Annotated in this window: 16 protein-coding genes; 10 read left to right on the forward strand and 6 right to left on the reverse strand. The window is 73.1% G+C overall.

All coding sequences use genetic code 11. From position 1 onward, the window contains the following. Positions 1-9: 9 nt before the first annotated feature. Positions 10-600, reverse strand: a complete 591-nt coding sequence (locus GUY61_RS08135; protein WP_166629389.1) for an N-acetylmuramoyl-L-alanine amidase — start codon at positions 598-600, stop codon at positions 10-12. A gap of 278 nt (positions 601-878) precedes the next feature. Between GUY61_RS08135 and GUY61_RS08140 the strand changes: the two genes are divergently transcribed. The 4 genes from GUY61_RS08140 to GUY61_RS08155 all read left to right on the forward strand — a co-directional run bounded on the left by GUY61_RS08140 (position 879) and on the right by GUY61_RS08155 (position 4,637). Continuing rightward, positions 879-2,291 carry a family 2B encapsulin nanocompartment shell protein gene (locus GUY61_RS08140; RefSeq protein ID WP_166629390.1) on the forward strand — a complete coding sequence of 471 codons (1,413 nt, stop codon included), beginning with the start codon at positions 879-881 and terminating at the stop codon, positions 2,289-2,291. Between the two features lie 150 nt (positions 2,292-2,441). Continuing rightward, complete coding sequence (locus tag GUY61_RS08145; RefSeq protein WP_166629391.1) at positions 2,442-3,554, forward strand: family 2 encapsulin nanocompartment cargo protein polyprenyl transferase; 1,113 nt, start codon at positions 2,442-2,444, stop codon at positions 3,552-3,554. 212 nt (positions 3,555-3,766) lie between these two features. Next, positions 3,767-4,345 (forward strand): GNAT family N-acetyltransferase, encoded by a 579-nt coding sequence (locus GUY61_RS08150; protein WP_166629392.1) that lies wholly within the window; start codon positions 3,767-3,769, stop codon positions 4,343-4,345. Positions 4,346-4,412: 67 nt separating this feature from the next. Then, positions 4,413-4,637 (forward strand): hypothetical protein, encoded by a 225-nt coding sequence (locus tag GUY61_RS08155; protein WP_166629393.1) that lies wholly within the window; start codon positions 4,413-4,415, stop codon positions 4,635-4,637. Between the two features lie 127 nt (positions 4,638-4,764). On the opposite strand, the gene sodN is transcribed toward GUY61_RS08155, so the two are convergent. Beyond that, positions 4,765-5,160, reverse strand: coding sequence for a superoxide dismutase, Ni (gene sodN, locus GUY61_RS08160; protein ID WP_166629394.1), 396 nt, complete (start codon positions 5,158-5,160; stop codon positions 4,765-4,767). 142 nt (positions 5,161-5,302) lie between these two features. Between sodN and sodX the strand changes: the two genes are divergently transcribed. Next, the gene (sodX, locus tag GUY61_RS08165) at positions 5,303-5,740 is read left to right on the forward strand and encodes a nickel-type superoxide dismutase maturation protease (protein WP_166629395.1); all 438 of its coding nucleotides are present in this window, start codon (positions 5,303-5,305) and stop codon (positions 5,738-5,740) included. Here sodX and GUY61_RS08170 read toward each other — a convergent pair. Further along, positions 5,644-6,273, reverse strand: a complete 630-nt coding sequence (locus GUY61_RS08170; RefSeq protein WP_166629396.1) for an ABATE domain-containing protein — start codon at positions 6,271-6,273, stop codon at positions 5,644-5,646. The genes sodX and GUY61_RS08170 overlap by 97 nt on opposite strands. An 88-nt stretch (positions 6,274-6,361) precedes the next feature. Here GUY61_RS08170 and GUY61_RS08175 point away from each other — a divergent pair, with 88 nt between their 5' ends. Next, entirely contained in the window at positions 6,362-7,135 is a 774-nt protein-coding gene (locus GUY61_RS08175) for a trans-aconitate 2-methyltransferase (protein WP_166629397.1), read from the forward strand. Between the two features lie 77 nt (positions 7,136-7,212). On the opposite strand, the gene GUY61_RS08180 is transcribed toward GUY61_RS08175, so the two are convergent. The 3 genes from GUY61_RS08180 to GUY61_RS08190 all read right to left on the reverse strand — a co-directional run bounded on the left by GUY61_RS08180 (position 7,213) and on the right by GUY61_RS08190 (position 9,005). After that, positions 7,213-7,500: a hypothetical protein gene (locus tag GUY61_RS08180; protein WP_166629398.1), complete on the reverse strand. Its 288-nt coding sequence runs from the start codon at positions 7,498-7,500 to the stop codon at positions 7,213-7,215. Between the two features lie 308 nt (positions 7,501-7,808). After that, the gene (locus tag GUY61_RS08185) at positions 7,809-8,369 is read right to left on the reverse strand and encodes a hypothetical protein (RefSeq protein WP_166629399.1); all 561 of its coding nucleotides are present in this window, start codon (positions 8,367-8,369) and stop codon (positions 7,809-7,811) included. Between the two features lie 354 nt (positions 8,370-8,723). Then, complete coding sequence (locus GUY61_RS08190) at positions 8,724-9,005, reverse strand: chaplin (RefSeq protein ID WP_166629400.1); 282 nt, start codon at positions 9,003-9,005, stop codon at positions 8,724-8,726. A 316-nt stretch (positions 9,006-9,321) separates the two neighbouring features. On the opposite strand from GUY61_RS08190, the gene GUY61_RS08195 reads away from it, so the two are divergent. From GUY61_RS08195 to GUY61_RS08210, 4 genes are read left to right on the forward strand one after another with little or no spacing between them, the layout of a single operon-like run. Continuing rightward, a complete protein-coding gene (locus GUY61_RS08195) occupies positions 9,322-10,449 on the forward strand; it encodes a DUF3344 domain-containing protein (protein WP_243766270.1) in 1,128 nt (375 codons plus the stop codon). Further along, positions 10,446-11,603, forward strand: coding sequence for a glycosyltransferase (locus tag GUY61_RS08200; RefSeq protein ID WP_166629402.1), 1,158 nt, complete (start codon positions 10,446-10,448; stop codon positions 11,601-11,603). Before GUY61_RS08195 ends, GUY61_RS08200 begins: the two co-directional genes overlap by 4 nt. Then, positions 11,600-13,033, forward strand: coding sequence for an exopolysaccharide biosynthesis polyprenyl glycosylphosphotransferase (locus GUY61_RS08205; protein WP_208105712.1), 1,434 nt, complete (start codon positions 11,600-11,602; stop codon positions 13,031-13,033). Before GUY61_RS08200 ends, GUY61_RS08205 begins: the two co-directional genes overlap by 4 nt. A gap of 2 nt (positions 13,034-13,035) precedes the next feature. After that, positions 13,036-14,373, forward strand: coding sequence for an O-antigen ligase family protein (locus GUY61_RS08210; RefSeq protein ID WP_313896571.1), 1,338 nt, complete (start codon positions 13,036-13,038; stop codon positions 14,371-14,373). The last annotated feature ends 71 nt before the right edge of the window (positions 14,374-14,444 follow it).

Below are 14,444 nucleotides of genomic sequence, written 5' to 3' on the forward strand. Positions count from 1 at the left end.
CCGCGGAGGTCACTTCAGGCGCTCCGCGATCCGGCTGCGCATCTTCTTCATCGTGAAGCCCCGGGGGTCCACCTTCCCCGGCTGCCACTCCAGGTGCCCGATCACCGAGCGCGCCGTCCAGCCGTGGTGCCGGCAGATCGCCGCCGAGGCGCGCTCGATGGCTTCCAGCTGGGCCTCGGGCCAGGGGTCCTCCCCGTTGCCGAGGTTCTCGCACTCGAAGCCGTAGAAGTGCCGGTTGCCGTCCGTGTTGGCCTCGTTGTCGTGCGGCAGGGCCTTCTCGGCGATCACGGCCCGCAGGACCTCGTCGTCGCCGAGACCCGCGTGGTTGGCCCGGCCGTAGCCGACGAGGTGGACCCGGCCGTCCTTGGTGATCACGCCGTGGCACAGGGGGCCGGGCAGGTCGGCGTATCCGTCCCGGCAGATCCGCACGGTCCGTGCGCTGCCGGAGGTGACGGTGTGATGGATCATGACTCCGTGCACCGGGCCCCAGGGCCCCTTGTGGTTGCGGTTGTGGGTCCGCCACTCGCCCACTTCGACGACGGTCAGCCCTTCGTTCCGCAGCATGTGCAGAAACCTGCTCGCGGACATGGGTGAGGCCATGGCCGCCTCCTCACTCTTTGCTTGCGGTGCGTGACGACCGCCGGATGCGGACCGCCCCGTACCGCTTGCTTGTACCCGAACCCCCGCGGCACAGCCAGGTGTTCGGCTCAAGTGCGAATCCGAAAAGCCGGAAAAGCATCCGCCCACTGCCCGGTGCCCGGTGATCCATTCCCACTCGTTTGTGTAATGGCAAGGCGACACTCCGTGATGGCAGGCTTTCTCTCGCAGGTCAGAGGCTCATTCGGAGCGGGCTGATCGAGAGAGTGCGAGGGAGTCGTATGTCGGTCGAGGCGGGCACCGAGATCCGTGGAGGGCAGGACTCCGGCCAGCAGAGCCTGGCGACCTCCGCCGCGCGGAACTTGGCAACCACCACCAAGTCCGTCCCGCAGATGCAGGAGATCACCTCCCGCTGGCTGCTGCGGATGCTGCCCTGGGTGCAGGTGCAGGGTGGTACGTACCGGGTCAACCGCCGGCTGAGCTACGCGGTGGGTGACGGGCGTGTGACCTTCCTGAAGACCGGTGACCGGGTCGAGGTGATCCCGGCCGAGCTCGGTGAACTTCCCGCGCTGCGGGACTACGGCGACGAGGAGGTGCTGACCAGGCTGGCCCAGCGCTGCCGGCAGCAGGAGTTCGAGCCGGGGGCCGTGCTCGCCCACTTCGGCAGCCGGGCCGACCAGGTCTTCCTCGTCGCGCACGGCAGGATCGAGAAGGTGGGTCCCGGCCCCTACGGCGACGACGCGGTCCTCGGCGTCCTCGCCGACGGCTCCCACTTCGGGGACCAGAGCCTCCTCGACGAGGACGCGATCTGGGAATACACGGCGCGGGCGGACACCCACTGCACGGTGCTGGTCCTCACCCGCCAGGACTTCCTGGCCGTCGCAGACCGTGCCGACTCGCTGCGCGCCCACCTGGAGCGGGTCCGCTCCATCCCCCGGCAGCGGACCAACAAGTACGGCGAGGCGGCGATCGACCTCTCAGCCGGCCATGTCGGCGAAGCCGTGATCCCGCACACCTTCGTGGACTACGAGGCCGCACCGCGCGAGTACGAGCTGAGCGTCGCCCAGACCGTGCTGCGCATCCACACCCGGGTCGCCGACCTGTACAACCAGCCGATGAACCAGACCGAGCAGCAACTGCGGCTCACCGTGGAGGCACTGAAGGAGCGCCAGGAGCACGAGCTCGTCAACAACCGGGAGTTCGGCCTTCTCCACAACTGCGAGTACGACCAGCGGCTCCAGCCGCACGACGGCGTGCCCGGCCCCGACGACATGGACGAACTGCTCAGCAGAAGGCGCGGCAACAAACTGTTCCTCGCCCACCCCAAGGCGATCGCCGCGTTCGGCCGTGAGTGCAACAGGCGCGGTCTGGTCCCGGACACCGTCGAGGTCCAGGGGCACCAGGTGCCCGCCTGGCGCGGGGTGCCGATCTTCCCCTGCAACAAGATCCCCGTCTCCGACGCCCGTACGACCTCGATCATCTGCATGCGTACGGGCGAGGAGGAGCAGGGCGTCGTCGGGCTGCGCCAGGCCGGCGTCCCGGACGAGATCGAGCCCAGTCTGTCGGTGCGCTTCATGGGCATCAGCGAGCAGGCGATCATCTCGTACCTCGTGACGGCGTACTACTCGGCGGCGGTGCTGGTGCCGGACGCACTGGGGGTGCTGGAGAACGTCGAGATCGGCCGCTGGCACTGAGGCGGCTGTGCCGGGGCGCGCGGGGCCACGGACGGGTCACCCGCCCCTGCGCGCCCCGGCACCACAGGCGCCCGCGACAGCGGCGCGGCATCGGGACAACAGGACACACGACGGCAGGGCGGCGCGGCAGCGCACGAGGGGGAACGGATCATGACGGCGACCGAAGCGGCGGCGGGCGTGAGGCGGACCGGGAGGAGCGGGGGACAGGGGAGCGGGGGACAGCAGGCCACGGAGCTCCTCGAACACGCCAGGGCGACCGTCCACCCCGAACTGCGCGCCGCGGTGGAATCACTTCCGGAGGCCGTGGCCCGGGTCGCGAGGCACCACTTCGGCTGGGAGCCCGCCGACGGCGTCCCGGCCGGGCGCACCCCGGGTGACACCCACGGGCCGGGCGGCCGGAGCACCGGCAAGGCGATCAGACCGGCCCTGGTCCTGACCGCCGCGCGGGCGCTGGGAGGCGAGCCCGCGCAGGCGCTGCGCGCCGCCGTGGCCGTGGAACTGGTCCACAACTTCACCCTGCTGCACGACGACGTCATCGACGGGGACCGCACCCGGCGCCACCGTCCCACGGCCTGGACGGTGTTCGGCGTTCCCGACGCCATCGTCACCGGCGACGCGCTCCAGGCGCTCGCCCTGCGCCTGCTCGCCGAGGACCCGCACCCAGCCGCGCCCGCGGCCGCCGCCCGGCTGGCCACCTGCATCGTCGAACTGTGCGCGGGCCAGCAGGCGGACTGTGCCTTCGAGAAGCGCCGTGACGTCGCGCCGGCCGAGTGCCTGGCGATGGCGCGGGCCAAGACGGGGGCCCTGCTCGGCTGTGCCTGCGCCCTGGGCGGGCTGTACGCCGGGGCGACCCGGGAGGAGGTGGAGGCACTGGACTCCTTCGGGCGGGAGGCCGGTCTCGCCTTCCAGCTCATCGACGACCTGATCGGCATCTGGGGCGACCCAGCCCACACGGGCAAGCCGTCCGGCGCGGATCTGGCGGCCCGCAAGAAGTCCCTCCCGGTGGTCGCGGCGCTCGCCACGGGCACCGAGGCCGCGGCCGAACTGGCCGCGGTCTACGCCGGTGAGGGTGTGCTCGACGAGGACGCGGTGCGCCGCGCCGCCGACGCCGTGGAACGGGCGGGCGGCCGTGACTGGGCACAGGCCCAGGCGGCGCAGCTCATGTCCCGTGCGGTGGGCCACCTCGCCAGGGTGGTTCCCGAACCGGCGGACGCGGACGGCCTGCTGGCCCTCGCCGAGTTCGTGACCAGGCGCACGCGGTGACGGGCTGAGCGCCTGAGCGGTGGCCCGGTCCGGCCGACGCGCGCCGGCCGGACCGGGCCACCCATGCGCCGAGGAGACCGGGCGCCGGGCGGGCCGCTCCCCCCGCCCGGAGTCCCCTGCCGCGCTGCTGATCGTCAAGTCTAGGATGGCGCAGGCCAGTTGAAGCGACGGGTGGGCCGACGGGCCGAGACACCAAGGGGAGCGGGACTCGGATGGGCGTCAGGATCAGGCGGGCGGGGGAGAGCGACCGGCGGACGGTCGTGGGCATACTCGACGAGGCCTTCATGTACGACCCGGTGAGCAGCTGGCTCTTCCCCGACGAGGCACACCGCCGAGTGGCGCACGGCGCCTTCCTGGAAGCGGCCTTCCTCGACGACGCGCTCGGCGAGTCGGGCTTCGTGCACATCACCGAGGACACCTCGGCCGTCGCCCTGTGGCGGAACGTGCCCGCGGACGCCCCGCACGAGGTGCCGGAGGGCGACGACCGCGGCTCGCTCATCGCCCGGCTGACCGGTGAGCTGCACCCGCGCGGCAGGGAGCACAAGTACTTGATGATGATCGCCGTGGCCCCCGGGCGCCAGCGCGAGGGCATCGGCACCGCGCTCATCAGCACGGTGCTGGAGGACTGCGACCGCGAGGGCGTCGCGGCGTACCTGGAGGCGAGCAGTGCGCGCAGCCGGGACCTGTACGTCCGCCTCGGCTTCGAGTTCCTGGGCCGGACCGTCGAGCTGCCGGACGGCCCGCGGATGTGGCCGATGTGGCGCGAGCCGGTCCCGTCGGCACGGGGCTGACGCCACTCCCCTGGCCTGCGCGCCCGTGCCGCTGGCCTGCGCGCCCGTGCCGCAATAGCCTTCAAGCATGGCCAGTGGGACGGGCCGGACCGCGCGGAGCACCGAGCAGCACGTCTGCCCGGAGTGCAAACAGCCGGTCGAGACGGCCGTGAAGCGGCGGAAGATCCTCGGGGCGTGGGTGCCGGTCTGGGGTCCGGGCCCCTGCCACAACCCCAGGTGCAAGGCCTATGTGCCCGCGGGGATCGAACGGCAGGAGGCGGCCAGGGCCGCCAGATCCTTCAGGAGGCGGTAGCGCACGCGCCCGGGAGAAGACCGCACCCGGGCCGTCGGGGCGCCGGGTGCGGCGGCCTGCGGACCGGGTGCGGAAGGGGAGACACTGCGACTGGGGAGCTCGCAGGTCAAAAGGCCCTGATTCAAGATCAGGCCTTCTTGGTCTCCCAGAAGATCTTGTCGATCTGGGCGATGTGGTCCAGCGCCTTCTGGCCGGTCTCCGGGTCCGTGGAGGCCTTGGCCGCGCTGAGCGCCTTCAGCGTGTCGTTGATGAGCTGGTGCAGCTCGGGGTACTTCTCGAAGTGCGGGGGCTTGAAGTAGTCGCTCCAGAGCACCGACACGTGGTGCTTGGCAAGCTCCGCACGCTGCTCCTTGATGAGGGTGGCCCGCGCACGGAAGTGCGGGTCCTCGTTGGCCTGGTACTTCTCCTGGACGGCCTTGACGGACTCCGCCTCGATGCGGGCCTGGGCCGGGTCGTAGACACCGCAGGGCAGGTCGCAGTGCGCGCTGACCTTCACCTTCGGGGCAAACAGGCGGGAGAGCATGTAGCTGTCCTTCCTCGTGATCGTCTTCTCAGGTGGGACATTACTCCGTGGGAGGCCGGTTTTCGCGAGTGCCCCCATGGGCTTAGGACAAAAGTCCGGGGTCAGACTGGGACTGGTGGAGGATCGGACCGGGAGGTGCCGGATGCCGGAGCACGACCGCAAACCGGGACGTGGTGAGCAGGCCCGGGCGCCGCTGGGGATCGCCGAGGTACACGGGCCCTCGATGGTGCCCACGCTGCAGCACGGTGACCAGCTGCTCGTTCAGTACGGGGCCCGGGTGCGCCCCGGAGAGGTGGTGGTCCTGCGGCACCCGTTCCAGCAGGACCTGCTCGTCGTCAAACGCGCGGTGGAGCGCCGCGAGGGCGGCTGGTGGGTGCTGGGCGACAACGCGTTCGCCGGGGGTGACAGCAGCGACTACGGGACGGTGCCGGAGGAGCTGGTCCTGGGCAGGGTGTGGGCCAGGTACCGGCCGCCGGCCGCGGGTCAGCGCTCGCTGACCGGACTGCTGTCCTGGGCGTTCTCCGCGCTGCGCCCGGTGCTCTCGGACCGCTCGGTCTCCAGGCGCTTGCGGGCGCGGTAGGCGGCGACATTGGCGCGGGTCGCGCAGCGGTCCGAACAGTAACGCCTGGACCGGTTGGTCGAGGTGTCGAGGTAGGCGTTGCGGCACGGCGGTGCCTGGCACAGGCCGAGCCGGTCCACGCCGTACTCCGTGAGGTGGAAGGCGAGCCCCATGCAGGCGATCGCCGCGTAGCCCGCGGTGGCGTTCGACGGGTGGTCGGCGAGGTGCATGTGCCACAGCGGCCGGCCGTCGTCGTCGCGGTGGTCGTGGCCGGAGATCTGCGGGCTGACCGGGAACTCCATCAGCAGTGAGTTGAGCAGGTCCACGGCGAGGACCTCGTCCCCGCAGTCGGCCGCCTCGAAGACGGCGCGCAGCCGCGCCCGCACGGACCGGAAGCGGGTGACGTCGGCGTCCGTGGCGCGCCGGGCGCCCTGGCTGTTGGCCCCGAAGAGGTCCCGTACCGCCTCGACGGTGGTGAGCGTGTCCTTGTTGCGGCCCGGCTCCTCGCTGTTCACCAGTCGGACGGCGTAATCCGAGTAATAGGCCAGTTCCACTTGTAGTCCTTACGGGGGCGGTCTAGAGTCTTGTAACGGGCAACTCGTGTTCGAGGGTATTACGTATCTGTGATCGGGGAGGTTTCTCATGACGGAGACGGAGACCGGATCGGTTCCCGCCGCCGACTGGCAGGCCTGGCAGGACAGCTTCGACCGCCAGCAGGAGCTGTACATGCCCGACCGTGAGGAACGTTTCCGGGTGATGCTGGACATGGTCGAGGCGCTGGTGGGCCCCGAACCGAAGGTTCTCGACCTCGCCTGCGGTACGGGAAGTATCACGGACCGGCTGCTGAAGCGGTTCCCGAACGCCGTCAGCACCGGAGTCGACCTCGACCCGGCCCTGCTCACCATCGCCCGGGGCCACTTCGCGGGCGAAGAGCGGGTCTCCTTCGTGACCGCCGACCTCAGGGACCCCGGCTGGACGGGCCGGCTCCCGCACCGCTCCTACGACGCGGTGCTGACGGCCACCGCCCTGCACTGGCTGCACAGCGGGGAACTGGCCCCGCTCTACGGGCAGCTCGCCCAGGTCGTCCGCGACGGCGGCGTCTTCATGAACGCCGATCACATGCCGGACGAGACCACGCCCCGCATCAACGCCGCCGAGCGCTCCCGCCGGCACGCCGCCATGGAACGCGCCAGGGCCCAGGGCACGCCGGACTGGGCCGACTGGTGGCGGCTGGCCGCGGCCGATCCCGTACTCGCCGAGCCCACGGCCAGGCGCTTCGAGATCTACGGCGAACACGCCGACGGAGACACCCCATCCGTGGACTGGCACGTACGGACCCTGCGGGGTGCCGGCTTCGGCGAGGCGCGCGCGGTGTGGTGCTCGCCCTCCGACGCTCTCGTGCTCGCCCTCAAGTAGACCCTCGGGCAACCGGCCGGAACGCGAAATGGCTCCGCGGGCACACGTCCCGCAGAGCCACCGCGTACACCGGGCCGCTACCGGCCGAGCGGGAGCCCGCCGAGCAGCTTGGCCGCGCCGCCCTTCTCGACCTCCCGGTTCACCTCGCCGAGCACCTTGCCCGCGTTGTGCGCGAGCGACCCCGGCTTCTCCGTGTCCAGGGAGTCGTTCCTCAGCGGAGTGCTCAGGGGCGAGCTGCTCAGGGTGTTGACGCCCCCGGTCAGGCTGGTCGGGACCGGCATGGCGTCGGCGGCGACGGCGGGCGCCGCGATGCCCGCGGCCATGGCCGAACCTGCGACGGCGACGGCGACCTTCGCGTACTTCACTTGTTTCCCCTTCTTCGAGCGGCATCCGAAAGCGGCCGACCGCGTGTCCTGCCGGCCGGCGGGACCGCGACGGCGCTTCGCGGTGCACAACGAGCCCCCGCCGCGACGGAAACTCTGCGAAGGGCCGATTCCGGGCAACCCACCCGAACGAAGCGGGCCGCGCGGAATCCTCGTACCGGCCGCCTCCCCCGCGGAGACGTCCGGCGCACGGCCGCGCACGGCCGCCGGGCATGCCCCGGGAACGCGGAACGCGGCGGGCGACCGGAGCCCACCGCGTTCCTCGTGGCCCGCCGGGGCGGGCGTCCGTGCTACGGCTGGGGGGCCGTCACGGTCACTGTCACTGTCGGGGTCGGGGTCGGGGTCGGAGTGGGCAGGATCTCGTCGTTGATCGCGGCCACCAGGTCGACGACCGCCGCCACGACCCGCTGCACCGCCGCGACCACGGCGACCAGGTCCAGCCTGGTCAGCGAGTCCACCAGCTCGGTCACGGCCGCCTGGAGCTCCGCGATCGCCTCGTCGAGGCCGACCGCCGCCGCCCGGTCGCCGGCCCGCGCCTGAGCCTGTGCCGAGGCCCGCACGTCCGCCATGGCGCTGTCGAGGGCCTCGGAGTGCTCGGCCGCCTCCTGCCGGGTGAGCGGACCGTCCTCCCTCGCCTCGAGTGCCTCGCGCACCGCGTCCAGGAGCGGGGCGACCGCGGCGCCGCTGTCGGCGGCCGCGGCCCGGCCCAGCAGACGCTCGGCGCCGACGGTGGCGGAGGCCGGGCGCTCGGGGGCCTGGTTCACGACGGCGACCGCCGTGCCGACGCCTCCGAAGACCAGCGCCGCGGTCACGACGGCCGGGACGACACGACGAGATATGTGGGCACGCATGGGGGTTCCTTTCAGGGGACGAAGGGGACCGGTTGTCCTTGGTCCTTCGCCCACATTCGAAGTTGTGATCGCGCTGCGCAACCGCTCGGTCACGGTGTGCGTCCGTTCGGGTGCGGCGCCCTCGCGGCCTCTCGCGGGCCCTTCCGGCAACTCCCGGCGAGTGCACGGGACTTCCGCCGACTTCCGGTGACTCCCCGCCCTCCCCGTACCACCCGGCCGGCCGCGACCCGCCTGCCCGCACCGCGTGGCGCGGCAACCGTCGCCGCCCGGACAGCAGGGAGCCGCCCTCCCCCGGCGCGGGGGAGGGCGGCCGCAGGGCCGCCGCGGGCCGCCGCCGCGGGCGGCCCGGCGCGGTCAGCCGTTGACGCAGGCGTTGCCGAACGAGGGATTCAGCAGGTGGAAGCCGCCGACGCTGTTGCCGCACACGTTGGTCTGCTCGTGTACCGGGATCTGGATCAGGTTGCCGGACAGGAAGCCCGGGGAACCCGCGGCGACGCCCACGGCGTACGCGCCGGAGAAGTGCGGGCCGAAGTCGTACGGGCCCAGGTCGTCGCCCGCCGCGGCGGCGCCCGCGCCGAACAGCAGGAGGGCGGCGCTCGAGGCGGCCACGGCCGCGGTCTTGACGATCCGCTTCATCTCACGAAGTCCTTTCAGGTTTCCATGTGGCGTATTCCTGCCGGCGCCAGCGTGTGCCGGCCGAACGCGCCCTCTCGTCCCGGATGGTCCCGTGAACGAGCCCCCGGACCGGGGACCGGATCACCGGTGTCCGCGGGAATGCCCCGAAAGACTGGCGTCTATAGCGCAATTGGTCCTGAAGATCGTCACACCGCGCGTCTCACGTGATTTTCAACTCGTCATCTGTCAGTTTCTCATCCGGTTGACCCCGTCAGCCGATCCTGCTCAGGTGTTCCGAAAAAGAGGGCGAGTCATGCAGAAGTCAATGGGGCCTGCGATGAGGCGCGGCTTGCTGATCGCGCTGTCGTCGTTCGCGCTTTCCGCCCTGCCGACCGTCGCGGCCGTACCGGTCGCCGCCGACCCCGCCGCGCTGCCGGCCGCGCCGCCGCTGCCCGCCGCCGCTCCGGTACGCGAAGAGGCCGCGCAGATCCCCTTCAAGCAGCGCTACCGCGCGGTGCAGCACGGCGGCATCGTGCGCGCCGCGAACTCCTCCATCACCTGCGTCGACGGGCCGGTGCGCCCGGCCCCCTCCTGCGCCGACGCGCAGCACGGCGGCACGGCCTCCAACGGCGACTACCGCATGTTCTACACGGACGTCGACGACGACCCGAACACCTACAACTCCAGCCGGGCCGAGGTCCGGCTGCCGCAGGGTGCCCGGGTGACCTACGCCCGGCTGTACTGGGGCGGGAACCTGCGGGTGGGCGAGCAGAAGCCGCCCCAGGACAACGGCCGCGTGCTGATCGCCGAACCCGGCGGACGATACAAGGAAGTGCTCTCCGACACCCTCATCGGCCACCGCACCGCCACCGGCACCGACGCCTTCCATGCCTCGGCCGACGTCACCCGGCTGGTCCGGGACAGCGGCTCGGGCCTCTACACCGTTGCCCAGGTCAACGTGGCGATGGGCCACTCCAAGGTCGGTTCCTGGGGCGGCTGGACGCTGGTCGTGGCCTATGAGGACCCGAACGCGCCGCGCCGCGTGCTGACCCTCTGGGACGGATTCCGGGCCGTTCTGAAGAACCGGGCCCCGGTGACCGTGCAACTCGACGGAATGGCCATGCCGCGCAATGCGAAGGGCCAGGCGGGATTCGTCTCCTACGACGGGGACCGAGGTCTGGGCGGCGATTACGCGCAGGTGTTCGCGGACCGGAACGCGGCCAGGGACATCGCCGATTCCGCAAGTCCCGGGAACGACGTGATGAATTCCTCCATCGCGGGTGCGGGCGGATTCACCGGAAACCGTGAACCCGCCCACGCCAACACACTCGGATACGACTCCGACGTGATGGACCTGGGGCCGGCGCTCGCATCCGGCGGCACCAGCCTCTCGCTCCGCTTCGGCACCAGGGGTGAGGGCTACCACCTCGGGGCGCTCTTCACCCAGACCGACGTGAGACGTTGACCGAGTCCGGCGGTCTGACGGTCCTTCACCTGACCCAGCCGGCCGACGGGGGCGTCGGCCGGATCGTCGAAGGACTGGTGCGCGCCCAGGTGATGGCCGGCATGCGGGTCGCCGTGGCCTGCCCCTCCGACGGACCCCTGGCACCCGCGGCGGCCCGGCACGGCGCCCGCGTCCACCCATGGCGGGCGGTACGCGCCCCCGGTCCGCTGCTGGTCAAGGAGACCGCACATGTACGCGAACTGGTGCGCGGGCTTCGGCCCGATGTGCTGCACGCGCACAGCGCCAAGGCCGGACTCGCGGGCCGGCTCGCCGTACGCGGCCGGATCCCGACCGTCTTCCAGCCGCACGCCTGGTCCTTCGAGGCCGTCGAAGGCCCCGTCGCGGCCTTCGCCCGGCGCTGGGAGCGGCATGCCGCCCGCTGGTCCGACCGGGTGATCTGCGTCAGTGACGCGGAGCGCCGCAGGGGCGAGAGGTCGGGAATCGTCGCCCGCTGGGCCGTGGTCCGCAACGGCATCGACCTCGACCACTACCGGCCCGGGCCCGCCGACCGGGCGCGCGCGAGCCTGGCGCCCCTGCGGGACCTGCCGCCCGGCACCCCGCTGGTGCTGTGCGTCGGACGGCTGTGCCGGCAGAAGGGCCAGGACGTGCTGCTGCGCGCCTGGGCCACCGTCGCCCCGCACGTTCCCGACGCCCGGCTGGTCCTCGTCGGGGACGGTCCGGACCACGGGGCGCTGCGCACCGCCGCCCGGCCCTCCGTGATCTTCGCGGGAGAGGCCGAGGACACCGCGCCCTGGTACCGCGCCGCCGACGTGGTCGTCCTGCCCTCCCGCTGGGAGGGCATGGCGCTGGCTCCGCTGGAGGCCATGGCCTGCGGCCGCCCCGTCGTCGTCACCGACACCGACGGGGCCCGCGAGAGCCTGCCGCCGGGACACGAGACCCACTGCCTGGTCGAGCGGGAGGAGCCCGGCGCACTGGCCGCCGCCGTCCTGCGGCTGCTCCGGGACCCGGCCCTGCGCGACACACTGGGCCGCGAGGCGCAGGGGCACGCGTCCGCCGTGTACGACGTGCGGCACACGGCGGACGCCGTGGCGAACCTGTACCGCGAGCTACTCGGCGGACCGCAGGCCGACTGCAGGGAGCGCACCAGCCGATGACCATGGACCGCACCAGCGCGCCCCGGGCGCTCGGCACCGCCGAGCAGCCGCGGCCCGTCCTGCCGATCGCCCCGCCGCGCGGCGTACCCTCCACCCGGCCGGCGCCGCGGCCGCGCCCGGCGCCGCCCGTCCGCGGCCGCCCCGCCGCACCGCTGCTGGCCGCCGACGTCGGCGCCGCCGCACTCGCGTCCGGCACGCTCGCGCCGCTGCCCCCGCACCTGCTCGCCGCCCTGCTCGGCGGCGCGGCTCTGCTCAACGCGCAGGCCGGGCTCTACCGTCCGGGGCTGCGGCCCCTCGCACTCGACGAGTTGCCCGTGCTGCTCGGCCGGGCCGCGCTCGTCTGGTGCGCGGCCGCCGCGGCGGCGGCCCCCGCGCGGCCGCTCGCCTGGGCGGCACTGCTCGCGGCCATCGCCGGGCATGCCCTGCTCGCCTGCGCCGGACGCGCCCTCGTGCACGCGCTGCGGGCCCGGGCGGCGGCCAGGCACCCGCGGTCGACGCTGGTGGTCGGCGCCGGGCCGGCCGCACGGGGGATCGTCGCCGCGCTGTCCGCCCGCGGCGAGTACGGGATGCGGCCCGTCGGACTGGTACGCGGGCAGTACGAGGACACACCGAAGGACGTCCCGCTGCCCGTGCTCACCTCCGCGGAGGACATTCACCGGGCCGTCATCCAGAACACCGTTCGGGCCGTCGTCTTCGCCGAACCGCTGCCCGACCCGGACCTGGTCCGCCTCTTCGGGGCCTACAAGTGCGCGCTCTGGGCCGTCGGCACACACCGGCCGGGTGGCGCCATGGGCGACCACCTGTGGGGCTACGCCTGCCTGCGGATCGACCCCGCCCCCGGAGAGCGCGGCACCCGCAGGGCCGCCAAACGCGGCCTCGACATCCTTCTGTCCGGTCTCGCCCTGCTCGTCCTCAGCCCCGTGCTGCTGCTGTGCGCCGCCGCCGTACGGCTCTGTGACGGACCCGGCGTCATCTTCCACCAGGAACGCGTCGGCCGCGGCGGACACCCCTTCGTCCTGCTGAAGTTCCGCTCGCTGCGGCCCTCCGACGCCCTCGAGTCCGCCACCCGGTGGAGCGTCGCCGACGACGACCGCATCAGCCCCGTCGGACGGTTCCTGCGCCGCACCTCGCTCGACGAACTGCCGCAGCTGTGGAACGTGCTGCGCGGCGACATGAGCCTGGTCGGCCCGCGGCCCGAACGCCCCTACTTCGTCGCCCGGTTCGGCGAGGAGTACCCGGACTACGCCGCCAGGCACCGGATGCCCGCCGGAATGACCGGCTTCGCACAGGTCCACGGGCTGCGCGGGGACACCTCCATCGAGGACCGGGTCCGCTTCGACAACCACTACATCGACACCTGGTCGCCGTGGCAGGACCTGTGCGTCATGCTGCGCACCGCGGCCTCCGTGTTCCGCCTCGGAGGGAGCTGACGGTGGCCGCCGTCCTGCCCGCGCTCGCCCGGGCCGCCATCCTGCCGCGCCGGCTGCGCTACGCGGCGCCGCAGGCACCCGCGCTGGCCGTCCTCGTCCTGCTCGCCGCGCCGCCCGTCGCCCTGGGCGAGGGCCCGGCGACCCTCACCGACGCCGCCTCCGCCGCCCTGGTCGTCTGGTGCGCCGTACGGCTGCTGCGAGAACGCGCCCGCCCGCTCACCGGCCGGGCCGCGCTGATCCTCGGCGCGCCGGTGGCCGGCTTCGCCGTCGCCGCACTCGCCGCGGCCGAGGCGGACACCGCGCTGGTCGGCCTCTGCCGGCACCTCCAGGTCTTCGTCCTCGTACCGGCCGCCGTGATGCTGACGCTGCGCGGCCCGCGGGACTTCCGGCTGCTCGCCTGGGCCGTGGTCGCCCTCGCCCTGGCCCAGGGCGCGATCGGCGTCAGGCAGTTCCTCACCCGCACCGGCGCCTCCTACATGGGGCAGGACATCCGTGCCGTCGGCACCTTCGGCCCGCAGGACGTCATGGGGATGGCGACCCTCGTCTCCTACGGGATCGTCGTCGCCGTCGCCCTGGCCCTCGACCCGCGCCCCGGCCGCGGGCAGCGCGGCGTCGCCCTCGCCTGCGCCGCCGCGCTGTCGGTGCCGCTCACCCTGTCCTTCAGCCGCGGCGCCTGGATCGCGACCGCCCTGGCCTGCGGGGTCATGCTGCTGCTCAGCGGGGTCCGGCGGGCCCTCGCCGTGCTGCTGGCGCTCGCCGCGGCGGGCGTGGTGCTGGTCGGCGGCCTCGGGGTCGGCTCCCAGCTCGTCGCCGAACGCGTCGGCACCATCGGCCGGGTCACCGTCGCCCCCGACCGCTCGGTCACCGACCGCTACGCGCTGTGGGACGCGGCGCTGGGCATCTGGCGCGAACACCCCGTCACCGGCGTCGGCCCCAAAGGCTTCCCCGCCCACCGCGACAGCCACGCCTCCGTCGCCCTGTCCTCCGGGAGCGACACCGGCGGTGCGGGCGAGGCCTTCCGGCGCGAGCCGCTGCTCTCCCCGCACAACATGTACCTGCTGGTCCTCAGCGAACAGGGACTGGTCGGCCTCACCGCACTCGCGGGGAGCCTGGCCGCGCTGCTGGTCCTCGGACTGCGCGGACTGCGTGCCGCGCCGCGCCGCGGGCTCGACGCCGGGTGCGGACTCGCCGCCGTCGGACTGCTCGTCTGGCAGGTCCTCGACTTCGCCTACGCGGACATCGGCGGATCGGCGACCGTCATGACGGCGGTCGTGCTGGGCCTGGCCGCGTGGTGGGCGCTGTCCGACGACCGGACGAGGAGCGGAGCCGCCGCGCGATGACCGAGACCTCCTCCACCGCGCCCGCCTCCGGGCCGACGCCCGCGCCACCGCCCGCGGCGCCCGGGCGGAAG

Origin of the sequence: Streptomyces sp. GC420 (genome assembly GCF_009916105.1) — a bacterium.
Classification (GTDB): Bacteria; Actinomycetota; Actinomycetes; order Streptomycetales; family Streptomycetaceae; genus Streptomyces.

Coding starts and splice junctions, on each gene's coding strand:
- GUY61_RS08190 (WP_166629400.1), bottom strand. CDS start 9,005: ATGAAGCGGATCGTCAAGACCGCGGCCGTGGCCGCCTCGAGCGCCGCC.
- GUY61_RS08135 (WP_166629389.1), bottom strand. CDS start 600: ATGGCCTCACCCATGTCCGCGAGCAGGTTTCTGCACATGCTGCGGAAC.
- GUY61_RS08175 (WP_166629397.1), top strand. CDS start 6,362: ATGACGGAGACGGAGACCGGATCGGTTCCCGCCGCCGACTGGCAGGCC.
- GUY61_RS08150 (WP_166629392.1), top strand. CDS start 3,767: ATGGGCGTCAGGATCAGGCGGGCGGGGGAGAGCGACCGGCGGACGGTC.
- GUY61_RS08140 (WP_166629390.1), top strand. CDS start 879: ATGTCGGTCGAGGCGGGCACCGAGATCCGTGGAGGGCAGGACTCCGGC.
- GUY61_RS08145 (WP_166629391.1), top strand. CDS start 2,442: ATGACGGCGACCGAAGCGGCGGCGGGCGTGAGGCGGACCGGGAGGAGC.
- GUY61_RS08205 (WP_208105712.1), top strand. CDS start 11,600: ATGACCATGGACCGCACCAGCGCGCCCCGGGCGCTCGGCACCGCCGAG.
- sodN (WP_166629394.1), bottom strand. CDS start 5,160: ATGCTCTCCCGCCTGTTTGCCCCGAAGGTGAAGGTCAGCGCGCACTGC.
- GUY61_RS08195 (WP_243766270.1), top strand. CDS start 9,322: ATGAGGCGCGGCTTGCTGATCGCGCTGTCGTCGTTCGCGCTTTCCGCC.
- GUY61_RS08155 (WP_166629393.1), top strand. CDS start 4,413: ATGGCCAGTGGGACGGGCCGGACCGCGCGGAGCACCGAGCAGCACGTC.
- GUY61_RS08185 (WP_166629399.1), bottom strand. CDS start 8,369: ATGCGTGCCCACATATCTCGTCGTGTCGTCCCGGCCGTCGTGACCGCG.
- sodX (WP_166629395.1), top strand. CDS start 5,303: ATGCCGGAGCACGACCGCAAACCGGGACGTGGTGAGCAGGCCCGGGCG.